The sequence below is a fragment of the Burkholderia sp. AU31652 genome (genome assembly GCF_002223155.1).
Classification (GTDB): domain Bacteria; phylum Pseudomonadota; class Gammaproteobacteria; order Burkholderiales; family Burkholderiaceae; genus Burkholderia.
On sequence record NZ_NKFG01000003.1, the window covers coordinates 2,001,798 to 2,026,075 of the forward strand.

Annotated in this window: 18 protein-coding genes and 1 tRNA gene; 4 read left to right on the forward strand and 15 right to left on the reverse strand. The window is 68.3% G+C overall.

Translation table 11 applies throughout. From position 1 onward, the window contains the following. Window positions 1-29: 29 nt before the first annotated feature. From CFB40_RS11855 to hrpA, 3 genes are all read right to left on the reverse strand, one after another. Window positions 30-1,004: a sterol desaturase family protein gene (locus tag CFB40_RS11855; RefSeq protein WP_043190403.1), complete on the reverse strand. Its 975-nt coding sequence runs from the start codon at window positions 1,002-1,004 to the stop codon at window positions 30-32. Window positions 1,005-1,020: 16 nt separating this feature from the next. Then, complete coding sequence (locus CFB40_RS11860) at window positions 1,021-2,010, reverse strand: YVTN family beta-propeller repeat protein (protein WP_089425787.1); 990 nt, start codon at window positions 2,008-2,010, stop codon at window positions 1,021-1,023. A 180-nt stretch (window positions 2,011-2,190) separates the two neighbouring features. Continuing rightward, complete coding sequence (gene hrpA / locus CFB40_RS11865) at window positions 2,191-6,387, reverse strand: ATP-dependent RNA helicase HrpA (RefSeq protein WP_089431269.1); 4,197 nt, start codon at window positions 6,385-6,387, stop codon at window positions 2,191-2,193. A gap of 23 nt (window positions 6,388-6,410) precedes the next feature. Between hrpA and argA the strand changes: the two genes are divergently transcribed. Both argA and CFB40_RS11875 read left to right on the forward strand, forming a co-directional pair. Continuing rightward, window positions 6,411-7,790 (forward strand): amino-acid N-acetyltransferase, encoded by a 1,380-nt coding sequence (argA, locus tag CFB40_RS11870; RefSeq protein ID WP_069248380.1) that lies wholly within the window; start codon window positions 6,411-6,413, stop codon window positions 7,788-7,790. Window positions 7,791-7,839: 49 nt separating this feature from the next. Further along, window positions 7,840-8,115 carry an oxidative damage protection protein gene (locus CFB40_RS11875; RefSeq protein ID WP_006478357.1) on the forward strand — a complete coding sequence of 92 codons (276 nt, stop codon included), beginning with the start codon at window positions 7,840-7,842 and terminating at the stop codon, window positions 8,113-8,115. Window positions 8,116-8,280: 165 nt separating this feature from the next. Here CFB40_RS11875 and CFB40_RS11880 read toward each other — a convergent pair whose 3' ends face one another. The 3 genes from CFB40_RS11880 to CFB40_RS11890 form a co-directional block, all read right to left on the reverse strand. After that, the gene (locus tag CFB40_RS11880; RefSeq protein ID WP_089431452.1) at window positions 8,281-9,696 is read right to left on the reverse strand and encodes an MFS transporter; all 1,416 of its coding nucleotides are present in this window, start codon (window positions 9,694-9,696) and stop codon (window positions 8,281-8,283) included. Between the two features lie 156 nt (window positions 9,697-9,852). Continuing rightward, on the reverse strand, window positions 9,853-11,055 hold the full coding sequence (locus CFB40_RS11885; protein WP_089431270.1) for a CaiB/BaiF CoA transferase family protein: 1,203 nt from the start codon (window positions 11,053-11,055) through the stop codon (window positions 9,853-9,855). Next, window positions 11,052-12,803: an acyl-CoA dehydrogenase family protein gene (locus CFB40_RS11890; protein WP_089431271.1), complete on the reverse strand. Its 1,752-nt coding sequence runs from the start codon at window positions 12,801-12,803 to the stop codon at window positions 11,052-11,054. The genes CFB40_RS11885 and CFB40_RS11890 overlap by 4 nt, the downstream gene beginning before the upstream one ends. A gap of 172 nt (window positions 12,804-12,975) precedes the next feature. Here CFB40_RS11890 and CFB40_RS11895 point away from each other — a divergent pair, with 172 nt between their 5' ends. Both CFB40_RS11895 and CFB40_RS11900 read left to right on the forward strand, forming a co-directional pair. Then, entirely contained in the window at window positions 12,976-13,878 is a 903-nt protein-coding gene (locus tag CFB40_RS11895) for a LysR family transcriptional regulator (RefSeq protein WP_089431272.1), read from the forward strand. A 98-nt stretch (window positions 13,879-13,976) separates the two neighbouring features. Beyond that, window positions 13,977-14,051: transfer RNA gene (locus CFB40_RS11900), tRNA-Val, on the forward strand. A 95-nt stretch (window positions 14,052-14,146) separates the two neighbouring features. On the opposite strand, the gene CFB40_RS11905 is transcribed toward CFB40_RS11900, so the two are convergent. From CFB40_RS11905 to hutU, 9 genes are all read right to left on the reverse strand, one after another. Next, a complete protein-coding gene (locus CFB40_RS11905; RefSeq protein ID WP_089431273.1) occupies window positions 14,147-15,541 on the reverse strand; it encodes an aspartate aminotransferase family protein in 1,395 nt (464 codons plus the stop codon). A gap of 28 nt (window positions 15,542-15,569) precedes the next feature. Next, window positions 15,570-16,907, reverse strand: a complete 1,338-nt coding sequence (locus tag CFB40_RS11910; protein ID WP_089431274.1) for a glutamine synthetase family protein — start codon at window positions 16,905-16,907, stop codon at window positions 15,570-15,572. Between the two features lie 12 nt (window positions 16,908-16,919). Continuing rightward, window positions 16,920-17,726, reverse strand: coding sequence for a gamma-glutamyl-gamma-aminobutyrate hydrolase family protein (locus tag CFB40_RS11915; protein ID WP_089431275.1), 807 nt, complete (start codon window positions 17,724-17,726; stop codon window positions 16,920-16,922). A 168-nt stretch (window positions 17,727-17,894) separates the two neighbouring features. Next, window positions 17,895-18,119, reverse strand: a complete 225-nt coding sequence (locus CFB40_RS11920; RefSeq protein WP_089425956.1) for a hypothetical protein — start codon at window positions 18,117-18,119, stop codon at window positions 17,895-17,897. A 366-nt stretch (window positions 18,120-18,485) separates the two neighbouring features. Next, window positions 18,486-19,283, reverse strand: coding sequence for an N-formylglutamate deformylase (gene hutG / locus CFB40_RS11925; protein ID WP_089431276.1), 798 nt, complete (start codon window positions 19,281-19,283; stop codon window positions 18,486-18,488). Window positions 19,284-19,342: 59 nt separating this feature from the next. Continuing rightward, window positions 19,343-20,719, reverse strand: a complete 1,377-nt coding sequence (locus CFB40_RS11930) for a formimidoylglutamate deiminase (RefSeq protein WP_089425796.1) — start codon at window positions 20,717-20,719, stop codon at window positions 19,343-19,345. A 4-nt stretch (window positions 20,720-20,723) separates the two neighbouring features. Further along, a complete protein-coding gene (gene hutI, locus CFB40_RS11935; RefSeq protein ID WP_011352606.1) occupies window positions 20,724-21,947 on the reverse strand; it encodes an imidazolonepropionase in 1,224 nt (407 codons plus the stop codon). Window positions 21,948-21,951: 4 nt separating this feature from the next. Further along, window positions 21,952-22,563 (reverse strand): HutD/Ves family protein, encoded by a 612-nt coding sequence (locus CFB40_RS11940; RefSeq protein WP_089431277.1) that lies wholly within the window; start codon window positions 22,561-22,563, stop codon window positions 21,952-21,954. A gap of 2 nt (window positions 22,564-22,565) precedes the next feature. Beyond that, entirely contained in the window at window positions 22,566-24,254 is a 1,689-nt protein-coding gene (hutU, locus tag CFB40_RS11945) for a urocanate hydratase (protein ID WP_089425798.1), read from the reverse strand. Between the last annotated feature and the right edge of the window lie 24 nt (window positions 24,255-24,278).

Here is a 24,278-nt window from a genome sequence, read left to right on the forward strand (position 1 = left end):
GAGAGCCGCTCAACGTGGGAATGGCCGGGTCAGGCCGATGCCGCGCCGCGCTTGGCGGGGAACAGGCGCCGGAAGATCCGCACGAACGCGAGGCCGTGCTGCGCCCAGAAGCCTTCGCCGTAGGACACGCCCTCGACCTGGTCGCGGATCCCGGTCGGCTCGACCGTGCGGTTCCACGACGCGGTGCCGAACATCATGTCCCACCACGGGAACAGCACGCCGAAGTTGCAGCCGTACTTCGTGCCTTCGTGGCCGTAGCCGACCGCGTGGTGGCGCCGGTGGAAGATCGGGCTCACGAGCAGGCGCTCGCCGAGCCAGCCGAACGGCAGCCGCGCATTCGTATGCTGAATGCTCTGCATGAAGTTCGTGAACGCGGTCAGCACGACGAACTGCGACGGCGTCACGCCGATCACGAGCGCGATCGCCGCGAAGAAGCACGACTGGATCACGTCGTCGAGCACGTGGTTGCGGTCATCGCACCACAGCGACATCTGGCGCTGGCTGTGATGCACTGCGTGCAGCTCCCACCAGATGCCGAACTTGTGCTGCCAGCGGTGATACCAGTAGCCGGCGAAATCGAGCACGACGAGATAGATCGCGAACGTGACGATCGGCTTCGAGGTCACGCCCGGCCACAGGTAGTCGAGGTTCAGGTTCGCGACGCCGTGCAGGCGCAGCCACGCCTGGAAGTTGTCGAACAGCGGCTGCAGCGCGAAGAAGAAGAACAGCGAGTAGATGCCGAGCTTCGCGATCGCCGTGTAGATCACGTCGACCCGCACGGCCCGGCGGTTCGTCCAGCGCTCGACGGGCAGCAGGGCCTCGAGCGGGCGCAGCAGCACGAACATCAGCACCATCTGCAGCGCCCCGACGATCACCCAGTACAGCGCGTCGTAGGTGTCCTCGTCATAGTCCATCAGGTTGAACTTGAAGAGGAGCGGCTGCACGACGTCGACGTACAGCCAGGTCTGGATGTCCGAGACGAATGCATCGATCAGGTGCAGCATCGTTCTCCCCCGCCCGTCACGCGCCGTTCGCGGCGCGCCACGGCGCGCGGTCGTAGAAATAGATGCCGTGCGGCGAGCGGCCGACGGCGATCGTCTGCACCAGCTTGCGCGACGCCAGGTCGATGATCCCGACCTTCTTCGCGAAGCGGAACGTCACCCACAGCGTCTTCTTGTCGGCGGACAGCTCCATGTCGTCCGGGCCCGGCAGCAGGCCGGTGATGTCGCCGACGTTGGTGAGCGTGTTCTCGTCGATGATGCTGATCGTGTTCGCGACCCGGTTCGTGACCGCGACGTGCGTGCCGTCGGCGAGCGAGCGGAAGTTGTGCGCACCCTTGCCCGTGTAGATCTGCTTGACGACCTTCTGGTTGCGCCAGTCGACCACCGCGACGTAATCCGCGCCGGTCATCCCGACGAGCAGGTACTTGTCGTCCGGCGTGAGCCACAGGCCGGCCGGCACCTTGCCGACCTTCATCTTCCACTTGACCGTCTGCGTCGGCAGGTCGATCGCCGCGATCTCGCCGGAAACCTGCAGCGACACGAGCAGCGTCTTGCTGTCCTTCGTGAACGCGAGGTGGCTCGGCATCACCGCGAGCGGCACGCGCTTCACGAGCTTCAGGTCGCGGCCGTCGTAGCCGTAGATGTCGACGCGGTCGAGCCGCAGGCCGGCCGCCGCGAACCATTTGCGGTCGGGCGAGAAGCCGAGCTGGTAAGGATCGTCGATTCCCTCGACGGTGCGCTGCAGCTTGCCCGTCTTCGGATCGAGGAACATCAGGCTGTTCGAGACCGAATTTGCAACGATCAGCGACGAATTGTCGGGCGTCGCCATCAGGTGATGCGGTTCCTTGCCGGTCGGCATCGTGCTGACGACTTCGCGGGTCTGCTGGTCGATCAGGGAAAGCGTCGCTTCGGCCGAATTGAGGATGATGACGTTATTCGCGTGTGCGGCGGGCGCCAGCACGGCGGCGGCCAGCGCGAGCGTGCGGCCGAGGGAAAGGAAAGTGCGCATGAAGACTCACGTCGAGGAACAACCGTCATTGTAAAACGTTCAACCGGCCCGGCCGGTTGACCGAAGCCGGCATTGCGCCACTTCGACGCACGCCGCGGCGGCCCGGTCGGCCGGCGCGGCAGGCGCCGCGCGGCCGGCCGGGGCCGGCCACCGGTGCGGGCCCGGGAAACCGCTGTTGCGCTAGCGCTGCATCGACTCCCAGACCTTGTGCAGACGCTTGACAGAGACAGGCATCGGTGTGCGCAGTTCCTGCGCGAACAGCGAAATCCGCAGTTCCTCGAGCAGCCAGCGGAATTCCGCGAGCCGCGCATCGGCGACGCCGCCGCGCTGCGACACCGCGCGCTGGTACTGCTGGGCGAGCGGCAACAGGTCGGCCGACTGCTTCGCGTCGCGCGCCGGGTCGGCCTTCAGCTTGTCGATCCGCAGCGCGATGCCCTTCAGGTAGCGCGGGAAGTGCGCCAGTTGCGCGTACGGCGTATCGATCACGAAGCGCTTGCCGACCAGTGCGGCGAGCTGCTGCTGCAGGTCCGCATGCGCCTGCGCGAACGGTTTCGCCTGCGCGAGCTTCTTCACGAGCCCCGCGTATTCGGCCAGGATCTGCCCGACCAGCCGCGCGATTTCCTGCGCGAGCAGGTTCAGGCGGCTCCGGCCCTCGTCGCGGCGCGCGTGGAAACTCGCGTCGTCGTCGGGCAGCGGGTCCTGCAGGCACGCGCGGTCGAGCGCCGTGTCGATCAGCTGGTCGCGCAGCTCGTCCTGCGTGCCGAGCGACATGTACTGCATCGCCATCTCGCGCAGGCCCGGCAGGTTCTTCTCGAGGAACTTGATCGGCTCCTTCAGCTGCAGCGCGAACAGTCGCCGCAGGCCGGCCCGGTGGATGCGCGCGGCCTCCTCCGGCGAATCGAACACCTCGACGTCGCAATGCGTGCCGCGATCGACGAGCGCCGGGTAGCCGTACAGCGTCTGGCCCCGCCGGCGGATCTCCAGCAGCTCGGGCAGCTTGCCGAAATTCCACGTCGTCAGGTTCTCGTACAGCGCGGTCGCACCGGCTTCCGCCGGCGCGGCCGTCTGCGGCGCCGCGCCCTTGCCGGCCTTCGCGTTGCGGCCGGCGGCGCCCGTCGCGGCAACCGCCGACGGCGCCTGGCCGATGGCCTGGCCGTCGTCGGCATCGCCCCCCGCCGCGATCGTCGACGCCGCCGCGATCTTCTGGAACTGCTGCTGCGCCTGCGCGCCCAGCTCCTGGCGAAGCTGCGCGAGATTGCGCCCCATCGCGAGCTGGCGGCCGTGCTCGTCGATCACCTTGAAGTTCATGAACAGGTGCGCGGGCAGCGTTTCCAGCTTGAAGTCGGCCGTTTTCATCGCGATTTGCGTCTCGCCGCGCACGTCGGCGATCAGCGCCTCGACGAGCCCGCCCGCGCCGAAGCGCTCGCGGCCCATCCGCTCGACGAAGCCGGCCGCGTACTCGGGCAGCGGCACGCAATGCCGGCGCAGCTTCTGCGGCAGCGACTTCAGCAGCAACTGCACCTTTTCCTTCAGCATCCCGGGCACGAGCCACTCGCAGCGGCGCGCATCGACCTGGTTCAGCGCATACAGCGGCACCGCGAGCGTCACGCCGTCGCGCGGCGTGCCGGGCTCGAAGTGATACGTGAGCGCCATCTCGACGCCGGCCATCGTCGCCCGCTTCGGGAACAGCTCGGTCGTCACGCCGGCCGCCTCGTGGCGCATCAGGTCGTCGCGCGACAGGTACAGCAGCCGCAGCTTGTCCTCGGGCTGGCCGCCCTTCTTCACCTCGTCGCGATACCAGCGCTCGAACGCGGCGCCCGTGTGAATCCCTTCCGGAATCGCCTGGTCGTAGTACGCGTAGATCAGCTCGTCGTCGACCAGCACGTCCTGCCGGCGCGACTTGTGCTCGAGCTGCTCGATGTCGGCGAGCAGCTTGCGGTTGTGCGCGAAGAACGCGAGCTTCGTGTCGAACTCGCCCTCGACCAGCGCGCCGCGGATGAACAGCTCGCGCGCCCGCGCCGGATCCTGCTTGCCGAACGCGACGCGCCGGCGGTGGTAGATCGGCAGCCCGTACAGCGTCGCGCGCTCGTACGCGCTGACCTGCGCCGGGCGCTTTTCCCAGTGCGGCTCCGACAGCGATTTCTTCAGCAGGTGCGCGCCGATCTTCTCGACCCATTCGGGCTCGATCTTCGCGAGGCAGCGCGCGTACAGCCGGCTCGTCTCGACGAGCTCGGCCGCCATCACCCAGCGGCCGGCCTTCTTCGCGAGCACGGAGCCCGGCCACAGGTAGAACTTGATCCCGCGCGCGCCGAGATAGTGCGGATCGTCGTCGGCCTTCAGGCCGAGGTTGCCGAGCAGGCCCGTCAACAGGGCCAGATGGACCTGTTCGTAGGTCGCCTCGACTTCGTTCAGCCGCCAGCCGTGCTCGCGCACGACGGTCAGCAGCTGCGAATGGACGTCGCGCCACTCGCGCAGCCGCAGGTGCGACAGGAAGTTCTGCCGGCACGCGTCGACCAGCTGGCGGTTCGACTTCTTGTGCGCGACCGCCTCTTCGAACCACGCCCAGATCTTCAGCCACTGCAGGAATTCGGAGCGCTCGTCGGCAAACCGGCGGTGCGCCTGGTCGGCCTGCTCCTGCGCTTCGATCGGGCGGTCGCGCGGGTCCTGCACGGACAGCGCGCTCGCGATGATCAGCACCTCGCGCAGCGACTGCTGGTCGCGCGCGGCGAGAATCATCCGGCCGACGCGCGGGTCGAGCGGCAGCCGCGCGAGTTCGCGGCCGAGCGGCGTCAGCGCGTTGTCGTCGTCGACCGCGCCGAGCTCGTTGAGCAGCTGGTAGCCGTCCGCGATCGCGCGGCCGGGCGGCGGCTCGAGGAACGGGAACGATTCGATCGCGGTGAGATGCAGCGACTTCATCCGCAGGATCACCGACGCGAGCGACGAGCGCAGGATTTCCGGATCGGTGAAACGCGCGCGCGCCTGGTAGTCGCTTTCCTCGTACAAGCGGATGCAGACGCCGTCGGCCACGCGGCCGCAACGGCCCGCGCGCTGGTTCGCGGCCGCCTGCGAGATCGACTCGACCTGCAGTTGCTCGACCTTGTTCCGGTACGAATAGCGCTTCACGCGCGCAAGGCCCGTATCGACGACGTAGCGGATGCCCGGCACCGTCAGCGAGGTTTCGGCCACGTTGGTCGCGAGCACGATCCGGCGCGCGTTCGACGCCTTGAACACCTTGTCCTGGTCGGCCGCCGAGAGCCGCGCGAACAGCGGCAGGATCTCGGTGTGCGGCGGATGGTGCTTGCGCAGCGCCTCAGCCGCTTCGCGGATCTCGCGCTCGCCGGGCAGGAACACCAGCACGTCGCCGGGGCCTTCGCGGCACAGCTCGTCGACCGCGTCGACGATCGCGTCCATCATGTCGCGCTCGGCTTCGCGCGCGGTCTTCACGCGGTCGCGGCCGCCCGTGCCTTCGGCGTGCTTCACGGCCGGGCGATCCTCGGCCACCGGCCGGTAGCGCATCTCGACCGGATACAGCCGCCCGCTCACCTCGATCACGGGCGCCGGGCGCTCGTCGGTGCCGAAATGGCGCGCGAAGCGATCGGCGTCGATCGTCGCGGACGTGACGATCAGCTTGAGGTCCGGCCGCCTCGGCAGGATTTCCTTCAGGTAGCCGAGCAGGAAGTCGATGTTCAGGCTGCGCTCGTGCGCCTCGTCGATGATCAGCGTGTCGTACGCCTTCAGCAACGGGTCGGTCTGCGTCTCGGCGAGCAGGATCCCGTCCGTCATCAGCTTCACGGACGCGCCCGGCGCGAGATTGTCGGTAAAGCGCACCTTGTAGCCGACCACTTCGCCGAACGGCGTGCCGAGCTCCTCGGCGATCCGGCGGCCGGTGGACGACGCGGCGAGGCGGCGCGGCTGCGTATGGCCGATCAGGCCCGTGCCGCCGGCGCCGAGGCCGCGGCCGAGATCGAGACAGATCTTCGGCAGCTGCGTGGTCTTGCCCGAGCCGGTTTCGCCGCAGACGATGACAACCTGATGACCGGCGATCGCGCGCGCGATTTCGTCGCGCTTGCCCGACACCGGCAGGCTTTCGGGGTACGTGATCGGCGGAACCGGGTTTGGTGCGACGACCGCGCGCGGCGGACGCTCGCGGCGCGGCGCGCGCTCGCCCGTCGCAGCGGACGCATCCTTCGCGGCCGGCTGGCGCGCGTCGCGCGATGCGTCGCCGCGCGGCGCGTGTGCAGGTTTGCCCGCCGGCTGTTCCTGCGGCCGGCGCGGCGGCTGGCCCTGCTGCTGGCGTGCATCGGCCGCACCATCCGGGTGCCGGGCCGACGGCGCTTTGGCCCGCGTCGGCGCGGGACTTTTAGGTACATTCGACATGGGGGCGCATTATAATCCCGCCCATGAATTCCCAAACCGACCTCCCTCCCGCCCAGACCGGCGCCACGACGCCGCCGGCTGCCGACGACTCGACCGCCAGTCACGCGCAGTTCGTCGACTGGATGCGCTCCGTCGCGCCCTATATCCACAAGTTCCGCAACAGCACGTTCGTCGTGGGGTTTGGCGGCGAGGTGGTGCAGCAGGGGCTGCTGAATGCGCTCGTGTCCGACATCGCGCTGCTGCAGGCGATGGGTATCCAGATCGTGCTGGTGCACGGCTCGCGCCCGCAGGTCGAGGAGCAGCTGAGCCTGCACGGTGTCGAATCCGAGTTTTCGCACGGGCTGCGCATCACCGATGCGCGCGCGCTCGAATCCGCGAAGGAAGCGGCCGGTGAAGTGCGTCTCGACATCGAGGCCGCGATCAGCCAGGGTCTGCCGAACTCGCCGATGGCGCACGCGCACATCAGCGTCGTGTCGGGCAACTTCGTGACCGCACGGCCGGTGGGGATTCTCGACGGGGTCGATTTCGCGCATACGGGCATCGTGCGCAAGATCGACGCCGAGTCGATCCGTCATTCGCTCGCGAGCCGCAAGCTCGTGCTGCTGTCGCCGCTCGGCTTCTCGCCGACCGGCGAAGCGTTCAACCTGTCGATGGAAGATGTCGCGTCGGCCGCCGCGATCGCGCTGCGCGCCGACAAGATCATCTTCCTGACCGAAGCGCCCGGCATCGTCGACGACGAAGGCGAGCTGGTGCGTGAAATGTCGCTCGACGCGGCGGCCGAGCTGCTCGATTCCGGCAACGTCCAGGGCGACGACGCATTTTTCTTGAAGCATTCGATCCGCGCGTGCCGCGGCGGCGTGACCCGGGCGCACCTGATCCCGCAATCGCTCGACGGCAGCATGCTGCTCGAACTGTTCCTGCACGACGGCGTCGGCACGATGATCTCGTATGAGAACCTCGAGAGCCTGCGCGAAGCGACGCCGGACGACGTCGGCGGCATCCTGTCGCTGATCGAGCCGCTCGAGTCGGACGGCACGCTGGTGCGGCGCGGCCGCCACCAGATCGAACGCGACATCGACCACTTCTCGGTGATCGAGCACGATGGCGTGCTGTTCGGCTGCGCGGCGCTGTATCCGTACCAGCAGGAGAAGATCGGCGAGATGGCGTGCCTGACGGTCGCGCCGGAAGCGCAGGGCTCGGGCGACGGCGAACGCCTGCTCAAGCGCATCGAGCAGCGTGCCCGCGCGCGCGGCCTCACGCATATCTTCGTGCTCACGACGCGCACCGAGCACTGGTTCCTCAAGCGCGGCTTCGTCAAGGTCAGCGTCGACGACCTGCCGGAAGACCGCCGCAAACTCTATAACTGGCAGCGCAAGTCGCTCGTGCTGATGAAACAGCTCTGAGCGCAGGCACGACTGCCCTCCCCCAGTCCGATTACAGGAGAAGTACACGATGGCTCGAATGATCCAATGCGCGAAGCTCGGCAAGGAAGCCGAAGGCCTCGATTTCCCGCCGCTGCCGGGCGAACTCGGCAAGCGCATTTACGAGAGCGTCTCGAAGGAAGCGTGGCAAGGCTGGCTGAAGCAGCAGACGATGCTGATCAATGAAAACCGCCTGAACATGGCCGACCCGCGTGCGCGCCAGTACCTGATGAAGCAGACCGAGAAGTACTTCTTCGGCGACGGCGCCGACCAGGCGTCCGGCTACGTGCCGCCGACGGAAGGCTGACCGGCATCATTCGCGACGGCCGGCCGCGCCGGTCACTTCGCGGGAAACGACAAACGGCATCGTGTCATCGCACGGTGCCGTTTGCTTTTGGCGCATCCGAACCGCTGCGATGCGACACGGCCGGGGCATGCGATACCGCCGGGCCGCCGGGTCACACCGCCCGATTCAACCCACCGGCTTCAGCGTGCCGCGATCGTCCGGCGGCGGGACCGCACCGGCCGGGGTGTCGGCGGCGGCGCCTTCCGCACCCCATTCGGCCGCGTCGCTGCGTTCGGCCGTCGACAGCTCGTCCGCGCGATACCCGGTGCGATTCAGCAGCGCCAGCATGCACACGAGCGACACGAGCGCGTAAAGCCCCGATGCGACCGCGACGCCGACGATGCTGCCGGTCGAATTGAGGATCGCCTGCGCGAGCACCGGCGTGCCGCCGCCGACGACGAGCGCGCTCAACTGGTACGCGAGCGACAGGCCCGTGTAGCGGATGTTGGCCGGAAACACGCGCGCGAGCACGCCGCCGACCGCGCCATAGAACATCGCCGACGGAATCGTCGAGATGCACATGCCCGCGACGGCCACCCAGTACGAGCGCGTTGCGAGCGCATGGAACATCACGGGCATCAGCACGATTTCCGGAATCAGGATCCAGCACATCGCGCGGCGCATGTCGACCTTCGACACGAACCACGCGCCGACCGGCTGCATCAGGAACTGCACGACGAGCGAGATCGACAGGATGCCGAGGAACGTGCCCTGCGCGTAGCCGAGCTCCTTGGTCGCCCACGACAGCGCGAACGTGCTGCGGAAGTACGTGACGTTGATCACCGGCAGCGTGCCGGCCGCGAGCAGCACGACGACCCAGTGATCGCGCACGACGTCGCGCAGCGGCAGCTTCACGGTGCGCTTGCGCGCGAGCACGCGCTGCATGTCGGCCGACTCCTCGAGCTTCAGCCGGATCACCATGCCGATGATCACGAGCACGGCCGACAGCAGGAACGGAATGCGCCAGCCCCACATCAGGAACGACGGGGTGGGCAGCGCGCTCAGCGCGAAGAATGCGGCCGTGGCCAGCAGGTTGCCGGTGGGCGAGCCCTGCTGCGCGAACGCCGCATACAGGATGCTGCGATGCTTCGGCGCGTTCTCGCTCGCGATCAGCACCGCGCCGCCCCACTCGCCGCCGACCGCGATGCCCTGCAGCACGCGCAGCACGACGAGGCCGGCCGGCGCCCAGACGCCGATCTGCGCATAGCCGGGCAACAGGCCGATGCCGGTCGTCGCCAGCCCCATCATCACCAGCGTGATCACGAGCGCGGTCTTGCGGCCGACGCGGTCGCCGAGATGCCCGAACACGATGCCGCCGAGCGGCCGCGCGGCGAAGCCGGCCCAGAACGTGACGAACGCCAGCAGCGTCGCGACGCCGGGATCCATCGTGCTCGAAAAGAACACCTTGCCGAACACGAGCGCTGCCGCCGTGCCGTAGATGTAGAAGTCGTACCACTCGATCGTGGTGCCGACGAACGCCGCGAAGGCGGCGCGGCCGGGCCGCAGTTGCGGCGCGGCAGTCGGGGATTGCTGGCGGCTCATCGATGTCTCCATGTTGGTGTGTCGGGGGCGCGACTGTCGCGCGCCTTTCCCGGGTGGCCGGCATTGCGCCGCCGGCCGGCGGCGTTGCTTGACGTTGCGTTGCTTGACGTTCCGTTTCGTCGGCCGGCCATGCTCACCGGCGCGCGCGTCGGTCGGTCACGTCTGGTCGGGTGCGATCTTCAGCACGCCGGCGTCGAGCAGTTGCTGCTGGAGCGCGGGATCGACGCCGAGGCGCTCGAGCACCGCGCGCGTATCGCCGCCCAGCGCGGGCGGCGGCGAACGATAGGTGGCCGGCGTGCGCGACAGCTTCACCGGCGACGCCGTGCCGCGATACGCACCGATCTCGACGAACAGGTTCCGGTGCAGCGCATGCGGATCGTGCGCGACGTCGGCGACCGTGCGCACCGGCCCGCACGGCACGCCGGCCGCCATCAGGTCGCGTGCGAGCGGCTCGCAGGCGTGCGCGGCGAGCCGTGCTTCCAGTTCGGCCTTCAGTTCAGGCCGGTGCGCACAGCGGCTGCGGTTGTCGACGAAGCGCGGATCGCCCGCGAGCGCCGGCACGCCGAGATGCGCGACGAGCCGTGCGAACTGCCGGTCGTTGCCGACCGCGAGGAAGATCGGCACGGTCGCCGTACGGTAGCTGTCGTACGGCGCGATGTTCGGGTGCGCGTTGCCGCTGCGCGCCGGCACGCGCCCCGAGCCGAAGAAGTTCGGCAGGTGCGGATGCAGCAGCGACACGCCGCAGTCGTACAGCGCGATGTCGATCGACTGCCCTTGCCCGCTCTTCTCGCGCTCGGCGAGCGCCAGCAGGATGCCGGCCAGCGCGTTGAGGCCCGTGACCATGTCGACGATCGGCAGGCCGATGCGCGTTGCGTCGCCGTCGCGCTCGCCGTTGACGCTCATCAGCCCCGCCATCGCCTGGATCACCGCGTCGTAGCCGGGCAGCCCGCCGAGCGGGCCGCCTTCACCGAAGCCCGTCACCGCGCAGTGGATCAGGCGCGGGAAGCGCGGCTGCAGGTCGCGCACGTAGTCCATTCCCCAGCGCGCGAGCGTGCCGGGCTTGAAGTTCTCGACGAGCACGTCGGCCTCTTCAAGCAGCCGCCACAGGATCGCGCGCCCCTCGTCGCGCGACAGGTCGAGCGCGAGCCCTTCCTTGTTGCGGTTCACGCCCATGAAATACCACGCAGTATCGCCGAGGAACGGCGGCCCCCAGCCGCGCGTCTCGTCGCCGTCCGGCGGCTCGATCTTGACCACCGTCGCGCCGTGGTCGGCGAGCGCCTGCGTGCAGTACGGGCCGCCAAGCACGCGGCTCAGGTCGACGACCTTCAGGCCGTCCAGCGCGCCACGCGTCGTGCTCATCGTTCGACCTCCGGCAGCAGGTCGAGCGCGGTATCGAGCGCGATCGGCGTGCCGCGCAGCAGCGCTGCGTATGCGGGCGATTCGTCGTCGCGTGACGCCGGTGCGAGCGGATCGACCGGCAGCAGCTTGTGGCGCACGACCAGATGCGCGAGCGCGAGCCGCCGGAAATCCGGCGCGAGCCGCACGCCCTCGCACGCCATCAGCACGGCCGCACTCGCGTAGTACAGCGCGGACGCGGCCTGCCGCACGCGCGCGTCGTCACCTTCGTCAGCGACCCGCGCGAGCGCGTCGCAGGCACGCGCGAGGATGCGCCGCAGCGCCGCGCGGCTCGCATCGGGCAGCGGCGCCGCGCCGAGGCGGTCGCCGAGGAACGCGCGCAGCGCATCGAGCGCGTGCTCGCGCTGCGCGGCCCGCGCGACGTCGAGCGCGACGATGTTGCTCGTGCCCTCCCAGATCGAGCCGAGATGCGCATCGCGCACGATGCGCGCGTCGCTCCACTCCTCGATGTAGCCGGTGCCGCCGCGCACTTCCATCGCATCGCCCGTCACGCGCCGCGCATCGCGGCACGCGCGGAACTTGATCAGCGGCGTCAGGATCCGCACGCAGCGCGCGGCCTGCTCGTCGCCCGCATCGGCCTGCGGCAGCAGCAGCGCGATCTGCATGAACATCGCGCGCGCGGCCTCGGCCGGCAGCAGCATCTTCAGCAACTGGCGCTGCATCAGCGGCATCTCGATCAGCTTGCGGCCGAAGGCCTCGCGATGCGCGGCGACGTGCAGCGCCTCGTTCAGCGCGCGCCGCATCAGCCCCGCCGCGCGCACGCCGTTCGACAGCCTCGACATGTTGATCATGTCGGCCATCTGGTGAAAGCCGCGGCCGATCTCGCCGATCAGGTACGCCTGTGCACCTTCCAGCGCGATCTCGCCGCTCGCCATCGAACGGCTGCCGAGCTTGTCCTTCAGGCGCACGATCCGGTAGCGGTTGCGCGTGCCGTCCGGCAGCATCTTCGGCAGCAGGAACAGCGCGAGGCCCTTGATGCCGTCCGGCGCGCCGTCGGGCCGCGCGAGCACCATCGCGAGATCGGCATCCGCGTTCGAGCAGAACCACTTGTCGCCGGTCAGGCGCCAGAGGGCCTCGCCGTGCGCGCCGGTCTCGCGCGTCGCCTTCGTCGCGATCCGGCCGACGTCGGAACCCGCCGCCTGCTCGGTCATGAACATCGCGCCCTGGTACAGCGTGTCGAAGTCGCGTGACGCAAGCATCGGCAGGTAACGCCCGACGAGCGCCGGATCGCCGAAACGGCGCAGCGTGCGTGTCAGCGAATCGGTCATGCTGACCGGGCAGCACAGCCCGAATTCCGCCTGCACGAACAGGAACGTCAGCGCGTACTTGACGAGCGGCGGCACCGAGTCGGATCCGTGGCTCAGCGAAGCGAGCCCGAGCTCGGCATACGCGACGCGTTCGAGCGCGACATACGCGGGATCCTTGTCGATCCGCTGCACGGCCTCGCCACGCCGGTTGCGATGCTCGAGCACGGGCGGGTGCTTGTCTGCACGCGACGCCCATTCGTCGAGTTCGCCCGACACGCGTGCGCCGAGCGCGCGCAGTTGCGGCTCGAGCTCGGCGTAGCGGGCATCGCCGAGATGCAGCTTCAGCAACGCGCCGAGATCGGGATCGATGGTGAAGAAATTGATGCCCCGGCTGTCGGGGATATTGGATGCGCCGGCGTCCGGCGTGCGAGCGGTGTCGTTCATGCGTGCGTCTCCTGGGTTGCCTGCCCGTCGGCTGGAGGGGCGCCGCGGCGCCCGGCCAGTCCCGTGCAAAGCCTTCCGCAGAGCGTAGGCGCGCGATCGATAAGCGTCCAATACAGGATTTATCCGGTACGATAGATATCGCTTATCGATGCCGACGCCGCGAGGAGACACGATGGAACTGAGGCAGTTGCGCTACTTCGTGGCGGTCGCCGAGGAGCTGCATTTCGGGCGCGCGGCGAAACGCCTGTTCATCTCGCAGCCGGCGCTGAGTTTCGACATCCGCAAGTTCGAGGATGCGCTCGGCGTGCAGTTGTTCTCGCGCACCAACAAGACCGTCGCGCTGACCAACGCGGGCGAGGTGCTGCTCGGCGAAGCGCGCCGGCTGCTGCTGCAGGCGGCCGAGGCCGAACGCCTGACGGTGCGCTCCGCGTCGGGGCTCGCGGGCCGGCTGCGGATCGGCTTCGTTCATTCGATGCTGTATCGCGGGCTGCCCGATGCCGTGCGACGCTTCGAGGCCGACTATCCCGGTGTCGAAGTCGTGCTGAGCGAAATGAACACGCAGGCGCAGGTGCAGGCGATCCAGCGCGGCCAGATCGATCTCGGCTACGCGCACTGGGGCCACTTCCCGCCCGAGGTCGAATCGACGCCCGTCTATGCGGAACCGTTCGTGTGCTGCCTGCCGGCCGCGCATCCGCTCGCAAAGCGCAAGCAGGTCGCGCTCGCCGCACTGGCCGCGGAACCGTTCATCCTGTTCCCGCGCGAAGCGGCGCCGCACTACCACGACCTGATCATCGCGCAGTGCGTGAATGCCGGCTTCAGCCCGCTGATCCGCCACGAGGCACGGCTGTGGCAGACGATCCTGTCGATGATCGAGTTCGGGATGGGCATCGCGCTCGTGCCGCGCGTGCTGCAGCAGGTAAAGAGCGAGCGGCTCGCGTTCCGGCCGCTGAAGGATGCGTCGCTCGAATCGCGCACGCTCGCGCTGAAGCGTAGCGGCACCACCGAGCCGGTTGCGCTGCGCTTCGCGGATTACGTGCGCGCGTCGATCGACGCACTGCCCGCACTCGCAGGCTGAGCGAACGGCCGGCTGGCAGGTATGTGCGGGGATCTGAAAAATATTTGCAGAAAGTGCTTTACAGACCCTCAAAGCCCTGACATAATTTCAGCTTCTTTGGGCGGTTAGCTCAGCGGTAGAGCACTGCCTTCACACGGCAGGGGTCACTGGTTCGATCCCAGTACCGCCCACCAAAGAATTCAAGGCCCTGCGTCTCACGACGCAGGGCCTTTTCGTTTTGGTGCCGCGCTTGCTCCTCGGCGCAGCACGCGATGCTGCGCCGGCTTACTTACTCCGCGCGCCCCACCCGCTCCGCCGTCGCATCGAACGCGCGCTTCGCCTTGTCGACGATCTCGTCGACCTCCGCCTCGCGAATCACGAGCGGCGGCGACAGCAGCATGCGGTCACCGGTCGCGCGCATGATCAGGTTGCCGTTGAAGCAGAAGTCGCGGCAGATCGTGCCGATATCGACGTTCGCACCGAACCGCTCGCGCCGCTCCCGGTCGCGCGCAAGCTGAACACCCGCGACCAGCCCCGCTCCCGCAATCTCCCCGACGATCGGATGGTCGCCCAGCGCATCGCGCAGCCGGCGCTGGAAATACGGCCCGATGTCGTTCTTCACGCGCTCGACGATCCCTTCATCGCGCAGCAGCTTCAGGTTCGCGACCGCGACGGCCGCCGCCACCGGGTGCCCCGAGTACGTGAGGCCGTGGTTGAATTCGCCGTTGTCGATGATCGGCCGCGCGACTCGCTCGTGAATGCCGACCGCCCCCATCGGCACGTAGCCCGACGTGAGGCCCTTGGCCATCGTGATGAGATCGGGCTCGAAACCGAAGTGTTGGTGTGCGAACCATTCGCCGGTGCGGCCGAAGCCGCCGATCACTTCGTCGGCCACCAGCAGGATGTCGTACTTGCGGCAGATCCGCTGGATTTCCGGCCAGTACGTCGACGGCGGGAAGATCACGCCGCCCGCGCCCTGGAACGGCTCGCCGATGAACGCGGCGACGTTCTCCGCGCCGAGTTCGAGGATCTTCGCTTCGAGCTGCTGCGCGCGTGCCAGGCCGAACGCTTCCGGCGTTTCGCCGGCCGCCGCTTCACCGAAGAAATACGGCTGGTCGATATGCACGATGTTCTCGACCTTCGACGGCATCTGCTCGTGCATGTAGCCCATCCCGCCGAGCGTGCCGCCGGCGATCGTCGAGCCGTGATAGCCGTTCTTGCGCGAGATCACGTATTTCTTCTGCGGCTGGCCCTGCACGCGCCAGTACTGGTGCACGAGGCGCAGCACGGTGTCGTTGCCTTCCGAGCCGCTGTTGCAATAGAAGAAGTGGTTGAAGCCGGCCGGCGTGACTTCCGCGAGCATCGCGGAGAGTTCGATCACCGGCGGGTGCGTGGTCTTGAAGAACGTGTTGTAGAACGGCAGTTCCTGGATCTGGCGATACGCGGCGTCGGCGAGTTCCTTGCGGCCGTAGCCGACGTTCACGCACCAGAGGCCGGCCATCCCGTCGATCACCTTGTTGCCGTCCGAGTCCCACAGGTAGACGCCGTCGGCCTTCACGATCACGCGGCTGCCTGCACGGTTCAGCGCGCCCATGTCGGAGAACGGGTGGATGTGGTGCGCGGCGTCGAGCGCACGATAATCCGCGGTCGATTGCAGCGATACAGCGTCATTTCTATCGGTCATGTTTCCTCCGGATAACCGCGCCGCACGCTCAGACGTGCAGCAGCAAATGCCTGCGCTCCCACGAGCTGATCACGCGGAAGAACGCTTCGTATTCGGTGTCCTTCAGCGCCAGGTACGCTTTCACGAACTTGTCGCCGAGAATGCCGGCCAGCGGCGTGCAGGCCGCCATCAGCGAGATGCCCTCCTCGAGATTGCGCGGCAGCTGGTACGGCAGGTTGTAGCCGTCCGACGCGATCGGCTCGGTCGGTGCGAGCTGCTGGGTCAAGCCGAGATAGCCGGCTGCGAGCGTCGCGGCGAACGCGAGGTACGGATTGCAGTCGACGCCCGGAATCCGGTTCTCGATGCGGCGCGCCGACGCGCCCGACTGCGGAATGCGGAAACCGACCGTGCGGTTGTCGTAGCCCCACTGCACGTTGATCGGCGCGGCCATGAAGCGCGACAGGCGGCGATACGAGTTGATGTACGGCGCGAAGATCGGCATCAGTGCGGGCGTGTACTTCTGCAGCCCCGCGAGATAGCTGTGGAACATCGGCGACACCGTACCGTCCTCGTTGGAGAACAGGTTGCGTCCCGTGCGCGCGTCGGCCAGGCTCTGGTGGATGTGCATCGCCGAGCCCGGCTCGTCCTGCATCGGCTTCGCCATGAAGGTCGCGTACATGTTGTGGCGCAGCGCCGCCTCGCGCACGGTGCGCTTGAACAGGAACACCTGGTCGGCGAGCGACAGCGCATCGCCATGCACGAAGTTGATCTCCATTTGCGCGGCGCCGACCTCGTGGATCAGCGTCTCGATATCGAGCCCCTGCATCTCGCAGTATTCGTAGATGTCCTCGAACAGCGAATCGAACTCGTTCACGGCCTCGATCGAATACGACTGCCGGCCGGTCTCCGCACGCCCGGTGCGGCCGACGGGCGGACGCAGCGGCAAGTCGGGATCCGCGTTCATGTCGACGAGATAGAACTCGAGCTCGGGTGCAACGACCGGCTGCCAGCCCTTCGCCTTGTACAGGTCGAGCACGCGTCGCAACACATAGCGCGGCGAGATCTCGACCGGCGAGCCGTCGAAGTGCACGCAGTCGTGGATCACCTGCGCGGTCGGATCGACGGCCCACGGAATCAGGCAGATCGTCGACGGATCGGGCACGCACACCATGTCGGGATCGGTCACGCCGGTCAGCGTGCCGTCTTCCGGATAGTCGCCGGTGACGGTCTGCACCATCACGGCCTGCGGCAGGCGCATCGATTCGCCGGATTCGAACTTGTTGCGCGGAATGATCTTGCCGCGCGCAATGCCGGCCATGTCGGGAATGATCGCCTCGACCTCGGTGATGCGGTGCTGTCGCAGGAATTCGCTCAGTTCGGGTTGCATGATCGGCCTCTATCAGTCGACGTCGGATGCGGCCGGCGACGGCATCGCGCCGCCGGCCGCATGAATGCGATGCGTCATGCGCGCGCGACACGCCGCGCCGAATGCCGCGAAGATATCGCGCGACAGCGGCTGCTCCGCGTAGCGCCATTCTGGATGCCACTGCACGCCGAGCGCGAACGCGCGCGCGCCGCGCACGCTGACGGCCTCGACCAGCCCGTCGGGCGCACTGGCTTCGACGACGAGCCCCGCGCCGAGTTGCGCGATGCCCTGGTCGTGCAGCGAATTGACCGTCGCTTCGTGCGCGCCGCGCGCGACCCGCTGCAGCAGGCCGCCCGGCGCGAACTGCACGACGTGCGCGGGGCCGTACTGCCGTTCGAGCGGATCGGCCGGCCGCTCGCGGTGATCGTCGAAGCCGGTCGTCGCGTGCAGCCGCTGGTGCAGCGTGCCGCCGTACGCGACGTTCAGCTCCTGCATGCCGCGACAGATCGCCAGCACGGGCACGCCCGCGTCGATCGCCGCGCGGATCAGCGGCAGCGCGGTCGCGTCGCGCGCGGGATCATGCAGCGTGTCGGCCGCGCTCGCGGCGCCGCCGTAGTGATGCGGCTCGACGTTCGAATAACTGCCGGTGAACAGCACCCCGTCGACTGCCGCGACGATCGCATCGGCCGGCTGGCGCGCGCCGAGCGCGGGCAGCACGAATGCAAGCGCGCCGGCGCCGTCGACGAGCGCGGCCAGGTACTTCTCCCCCGCCGTGTGGTTCGGATGCGCACCGCGCAGGATGCGGTCGGCGGTGACGGCTACGATCGGGCGCGCACGCATGGGCGGCTCTCCGGTAATCGCGCGCGATGCGTCTGCACGCGGGACGTTGAAGGTTCGCGCCGGCGCCGCACGCGCGCGCCACGACGCGGCGCATGTCCATGCGCGATCCTGCCGCGCGGACGATGCGGCAACAGGCGGTGCGACCCGGAACGGAAGTGGAAAACGACGCTAGGGCAACAACGATGCGCTGCCGTCGCACTGCACCGCGCTGAACACATGCGCGGTCACGAGATTGAAGCGGCGCAGGCCGCGATGGGAAATGGCGAAGAAACGAGGCTCGCGCAAAAAGGCGGCACGCGTGCCGCGATCAGCATGCCGGGACGGCCCGGCCTGAGGCGGCGCGCCCGCCGACGGACTTCGCGTCCGGCGTATCGAAGGGCTGGCGGCTTTCACGATCGTACTCGACTGACTGATGAAGGCAGGACACGTGTCGCGATCAAGCGCATGCGGCAATGCCGCGCGGCGACACGTCGGCAAGGTGTCTCGCAGCGCATTCCGGCGGGTTGCGGCCACGATCGATGGCCCCGCCGCAGGTGCGCGCGTGACGACTTCCTGACATTCAGCTTATATCACCTAAAAATTGCGTCAAATTTTCAGGTGCAGATGACGACATCGAACAGACGAAAGCCATACGAAAAAAAACGGCATCGATCCCGTGGATCGATGCCGTGTTGTGCACTGCATCGGTGCGGCATGCCGCGTGCCAGCGGGCCGTGACGCGCCTGTTCCGCCGCGCTGCCGCATCCGTGCGGCCCGCGCTCAACGATGCGCGAGCGCGGTTTCGACGAGCGTCTGCAATAGCGGCACAATCCGCGCCGCACGCGTCTCGTCATACGCGTAAGGACGCGTCTCTTCCATGTACGTGATCTGCGAGAGCTCGAGCTGCACGGCCTCGACGCCGGTATCGGGCACGCCATAGTGACGCGTGATGTAGCCGCCCTTGAAGCGCCCGTTCGCGACCGCCGTATAGCCGCCCTGTTCGAGCACGCGCGCGGCCAGCGCCTCTGCCAGGCCAGGCGCGGCACTGGCGCCGCTCGACGTGCCGAAGTTGAAGTCCGGCAGGCGGCCGTCGAAGAAGCGCGGCACGTGCGAGCGGATCGAATGCGCTTCCCACACGAGCACGCGGCCGTGCTCGCGCTTCAGTCGCGCCACCTCGCCTTGCAGCGCCTCGTGATACGGCAGCCAGTAGCGATCGCGGCGACGCATGATCTCGTCGTTGCCGGGCTGCGCGTTCGCCGGATACAGCGGCGCCTTGTCGAACGTATCGACCGGCACGAGCCCCGTCGTGTCCTGCCCCGGATACAGGTTCTCGTTGTCGGGCGGACGGTTCAGGTCGACGACGTAACGCGCATGCGACGGTACGAGGATCGATGCGCCGAGGTCGGCCGCGAATCCGTACAGCCGTTCGAGATGCCAGTCGCAATCGTCGACGAAGCGCGCGTCGGCCGTCATCGTCGCGGCGATGTCATCGGGAATGTACGTGCCTGCGTGCGGAATCGAGATCAGCAGCGGCAGCGTGCCCTGCTTCAGCGTGAATACAGCCGGTTGTTCAGTCATGTCGCATCACCGTTGGAGGTCTGCCGGCGCACGCTTGCGGCGTGCGCCGGTTGCGCGCGTCAGCGCAGCAGTTGCGCCAGCGCGGCGCGGTAGTCGGCATACGCGACGGCTTCGTCGCGATGACGGCGGCCGCTCACGACGCGCTCGCCGCCCGTGTAGACGTCGAGCACCGGCGTGTCGCCGTGCTCCGCGAACACGATACCCGACAACCACGACGTGCTGTCGTGTTCGGCGATCGCCGGATGATCGGGATCGAGTACGAGCCAGTCGGCGCGGCACCCTTCACGCAGCGCACCGACACGCCGCCCGCTGGCCTGGGCGCCACCGGCGAGCGACGCGTCGAACAGGCGATCGGCGACATGCGCCTGCGACTCGCTCGCCAGCACGTTGCGTGCACGGTGCACGAGCCGTTGGCCGTATTCGAGCAGGCGCAACTCCGAGCGCCAGTCGACCGACGCGTGGCTGTCCGAGCCGACGCCGATCACGCCGCCCTGCGCGAGATAGTCGACAGCGGGGAACACGCCGTCGCCGAGGTTCGCTTCGGTCGTCAGGCACAGGCCGGCGACCGCGCGACGCTTCGCGAGCGCCGCCGTTTCGGCCGCGTCGACGTGCGTCGCGTGCACCAGACACCAGCGTGCATCGACGTCGAAGCGATCGAGCAGCCATTGCACGGGGCGCGCGCCGTACGCACGCACGCAGTCGTCGACTTCGGCCGTCTGCTCGGCGATATGGATATGCACGGGGGCATCGTCGGGCAGCCCTGCGAGCAGCACGCGCAAGCCGTTCTCGGATACCGCCCGCAGCGAGTGCGGTGCAACGCCGTAGCGCAGCCCGCCGTGCTCCGGCGCCACGCGGCGCATCGCGTCGAGCAGTTCGAGCAGGCCGTCGGGCGTATTGATGAAGCGGCGCTGGTCGTCACGCGGCGGCTTGTCGCCGAAACCGGCGAACTGGTACGACACCGGCAGCATCGTGATGCCGATGCCGGCCGCGCGCGCGGCGTCGATCACGCGCGTGCCGAGCTCGGCGATCTGCGGATAGCGCGAGCCGTCCTGCGTGTGATGCACGTAGTGGAATTCGCACACCGACGTGTAGCCGCACTTGAGCATCTCGACATACAGCCAGCGCGCGATCGCGGCGAGCGCGTCGGGCGTGATCTTCAGTGCGAAGCGGTACATCAGGTCGCGCCAGCTCCAGAAGCTGTCGGACGGATTCGCGCGGTATTCGGTGAGCCCCGCCATCGCGCGCTGGAACGCGTGCGAGTGCAGGTTCGGCATGCCGGGCAGCACGGGCCCCGCCGCGCGAGCGACGCCCGCGGGTGCGTCGGTGTCGGGCGTCACGCCGGTCAGCGTGCCGGCCGCGTCCCAGCGCAGCAGGACGTTACGGCGCCAGCCATCGGGCAGGTACGCATGGTCTGCGAACAACGTCGTGTCGGTCATGAGGCTATCCATTCATCCGGCGAAACACGGTCGTGCCGCCGCGTACGACCTGCTCGCACAGCGGCCGGCCGATCCAGTAGGCGAGCTCCGCCAGCGAGCCGACCGACCACGCGGCGAAGTCGGCCTGGCGACCGACCTCGAGCGCGCCGTGGCGATCCGCGCGGCCGAGCGCCGCGGCCGCATGGCGCGTGACGCCCTGCAGCACTTCGGGCACTGTCATGCGGAACAGCGTGCAGCCCATGTTCAACGTCAGCAGCAGCGATTCGAGCGGCGACGTGCCGGGGTTGTGATCGGTCGCGAGCGCGATCGGCACGCCGTGCTTGCGCAGCAGCTCGATCGGCGGCAGTTGTGTCTCGCGGATGAAGTAGTACGCGCCGGGCAGCAGCACGGCAACCGTGCCGGCTGCCTTCATCGCCTCGATGCCGGCTTCGTCGAGAAATTCGAGGTGATCGGCGGACAGCGCGCGATAACGCGCGGCCAGCGCCGTGCCGCCCGCGTTCGACAGTTGCTCCGCATGCAGCTTCACGGGCAGCCCGCGCCGCGTCGCGGCCTCGAACACGCGCTCGGTCTGCGCGAGCGAAAAGCCGATGCGTTCGCAGAACACGTCGACCGCGTCGACGAGCCCTTCGTCGGCCAGCGCCGGCAGCATCCGGTCGCACACTTCGTCGATGTACGCATCCGCACGGCCCGCATATTCGGGCGGTAGCGCGTGCGCGCCGAGGAAGGTCGTGTAGACGGTGACCGGAAAGCGTTCGCCGAGCTGGCGTGCAACGCGCAGCATCTTGCGTTCGCTCGCGAGGTCGAGCCCGTAGCCCGACTTGATCTCGATCGCGGTCACGCCTTCGGCGAGCAGCGGCTGCAGGCGTGCTGCAGCCTGCACGAACAGCGTCGTCTCGTCGGCCGCGCGCGTCGCGCGCACCGTCGACACGATCCCGCCGCCCTGCCGCGCGATTTCCTCGTAGCTCACGCCCGCGAGGCGCTGCGCGAATTCGTCGGCACGCGTGCCGCCGTACACGAGGTGCGTATGGCAGTCGACGAGGCCCGGCGTCACCCACGCGCCGTGCAGATCCTCGCGCTGCCAGTGGGCGTAACCGTGCGGCAGCGCGGACATCGCGCCGAGCCAGACGATCGTGCCGGTTTCGTCGACGGCGATCGCCGCGTCGTCGATCGTCTCGTCAGGATGGCCGTGCGGACACAGCCTCAGGTGATGCCAGACAGTCGGTTTCATGCGTTCAGTCTCGTTCGCCGATGGCGAGCGACACGGCGAGCAACGCGCCGCTCCCGCTCACGACGACGTCAAACGCACGCCGCGGCCCGTCGAGCCGCAGCGTGTCCATTTCTTCCAGGGTGTAGCGTGTGCCGTCGATTTCGACCGCGGCTTCGCCGGCCGCGCAATACAGCAGCACGGTATCGGCATGCTCGATGCGGTGCGCGCCTGCGCGCCATACGTCGAGCGCGCCGCGCGCGGCCGAACGGCGCGTCATCAGGTTGAAGTCGCGCGTCGCGCCGTCGTGCAGCGTCGCGTCGATCGCCGCTTCCCCCACAAAATCCGCGCGGGCCAGCGGCGCGTCGAGCACGTGGCGGGCGCCGCCTGCCTCGGCGAGCGTCATGCCCGCGCCGGACAGCAGCACCAGCGTGCGGTCGATCCCGTTGAAACGCGAGAACGGCCCGGCCGTGCCGACGTCGGCGACGCTCACGCGCCACGCGAACGCGTCGAGCGCGGCGCCCGGCGGGAACGCGCCGATTTCGCGCGTCACGCCGCCACCGTTCTTCCATGGCGACGCGACGAGATCCGCCGCGCGGATCATCGTCGCAATCGCCGGCGCCGGGTGGAGCGCCGTCATGCTCAGCGGCCGAGCATCGGCAGCTTCAGGCCGGCTTCGCGGGCCGTCTGCTGCGCGAGTTCGTAGCCGGCATCCGCATGGCGCATCACGCCCGTCGCCGGGTCGTTCAGCAGCACGCGGCCGAGACGCTCGTGCGCTTCGGCGGTACCGTCGGCGACGATCACGACGCCCGAGTGCTGCGAGAAGCCCATGCCCACGCCGCCACCATGGTGCAGCGACACCCACGATGCGCCGCCTGCGGTGTTCAGCAGTGCGTTCAGCAGCGGCCAGTCGCTCACGGCGTCCGAACCGTCCTTCATCGATTCCGTCTCGCGGTTCGGGCTCGCGACCGAGCCGGTGTCGAGGTGGTCGCGGCCGATCACGATCGGGGCCTTCAGCTCGCCGTTCTTGACCATCTCGTTGAACGCCTGGCCGAGGCGATAGCGATCCTTCACGCCGACCCAGCAGATCCGTGCCGGCAGGCCCTGGAACGCAATGCGCTCACGCGCCATGTCGAGCCAGTTGTGCAGGTGCGGATCGTCGGGGATCAGCTCCTTCACCTTCTGGTCGGTCTTGTAGATGTCTTCCGGATCGCCCGACAGCGCGACCCAGCGGAACGGGCCCTTGCCTTCGCAGAACAGCGGGCGGATGTAGGCCGGCACGAAGCCCGGGAAGTCGAATGCGTTCTCGACACCCATTTCCAGCGCCATCTGGCGGATGTTGTTGCCGTAGTCGAGCGTCGCCGCACCGCGTTCCTGCAGCGCGAGCATCGCGCGCACCTGGACGGCCATCGACTGCTTCGCGACCTTCACGATGCTCTGCGGATCGACCTTCTGCGCTTCGCGCCATTGCGCGACGGTCCAGCCTTGCGGCAGGTAGCCGTTGATCGGGTCGTGCGCGCTCGTCTGGTCGGTCACGCAGTCCGGCGTGATGCCGCGCGTGACGAGTTCGGCGAACACGTCGGCCGCGTTGCCGAGCAGGCCGATCGACACCGGCTTGCCGGTGCGCTTCGCTTCCTCGATCATGCCGAGCGCCTCGTCGAGCGTCGTCGCCTTCTTGTCGACGTAGCGCGTCTTCAGGCGGAAATCGATGCGGGTCTCGTCGCATTCGACCGCGATCATCGAGAAGCCGGCCATCGTCGCGGCCAGCGGCTGCGCGCCGCCCATGCCGCCGAGGCCGCCCGTCAGGATCCAGCGGCCCGACGGATCGCCGTTGAAGTGCTGGTTCGCGACCGAGAAGAACGTTTCATAGGTACCCTGAACGATGCCCTGGCTCCCGATGTAGATCCAGCTGCCGGCCGTCATCTGGCCGTACATCATCAGGCCCTTGCGATCGAGCTCGTGGAAGTGATCCCAGTTCGCCCAGTGCGGCACGAGGTTCGAGTTCGCGAGCAGCACGCGCGGCGCATCCTTGTGCGTGCGGAACACACCGACCGGCTTGCCCGACTGGATCAGCAGCGTCTCGTTCTCTTCGAGATCCTTCAGCGACGCGAGGATCTGGTCGTAGCATTCCCAGTTGCGTGCCGCACGGCCGATGCCGCCGTACACGACGAGCGCATGCGGGTGCTCGGCGACTTCCGGGTCGAGGTTGTTCTGGATCATCCGGTAGGCCGCTTCGGCCAGCCAGGTCTTGCAGACTTTCTCGCTGCCGCGCGGCGCGCGGATCGTGCGCGTCGGATCGAGACGGGGATCGATGTGTTTCGGATGGTTCATGACGACTGCTCCCGAAGGAAAATG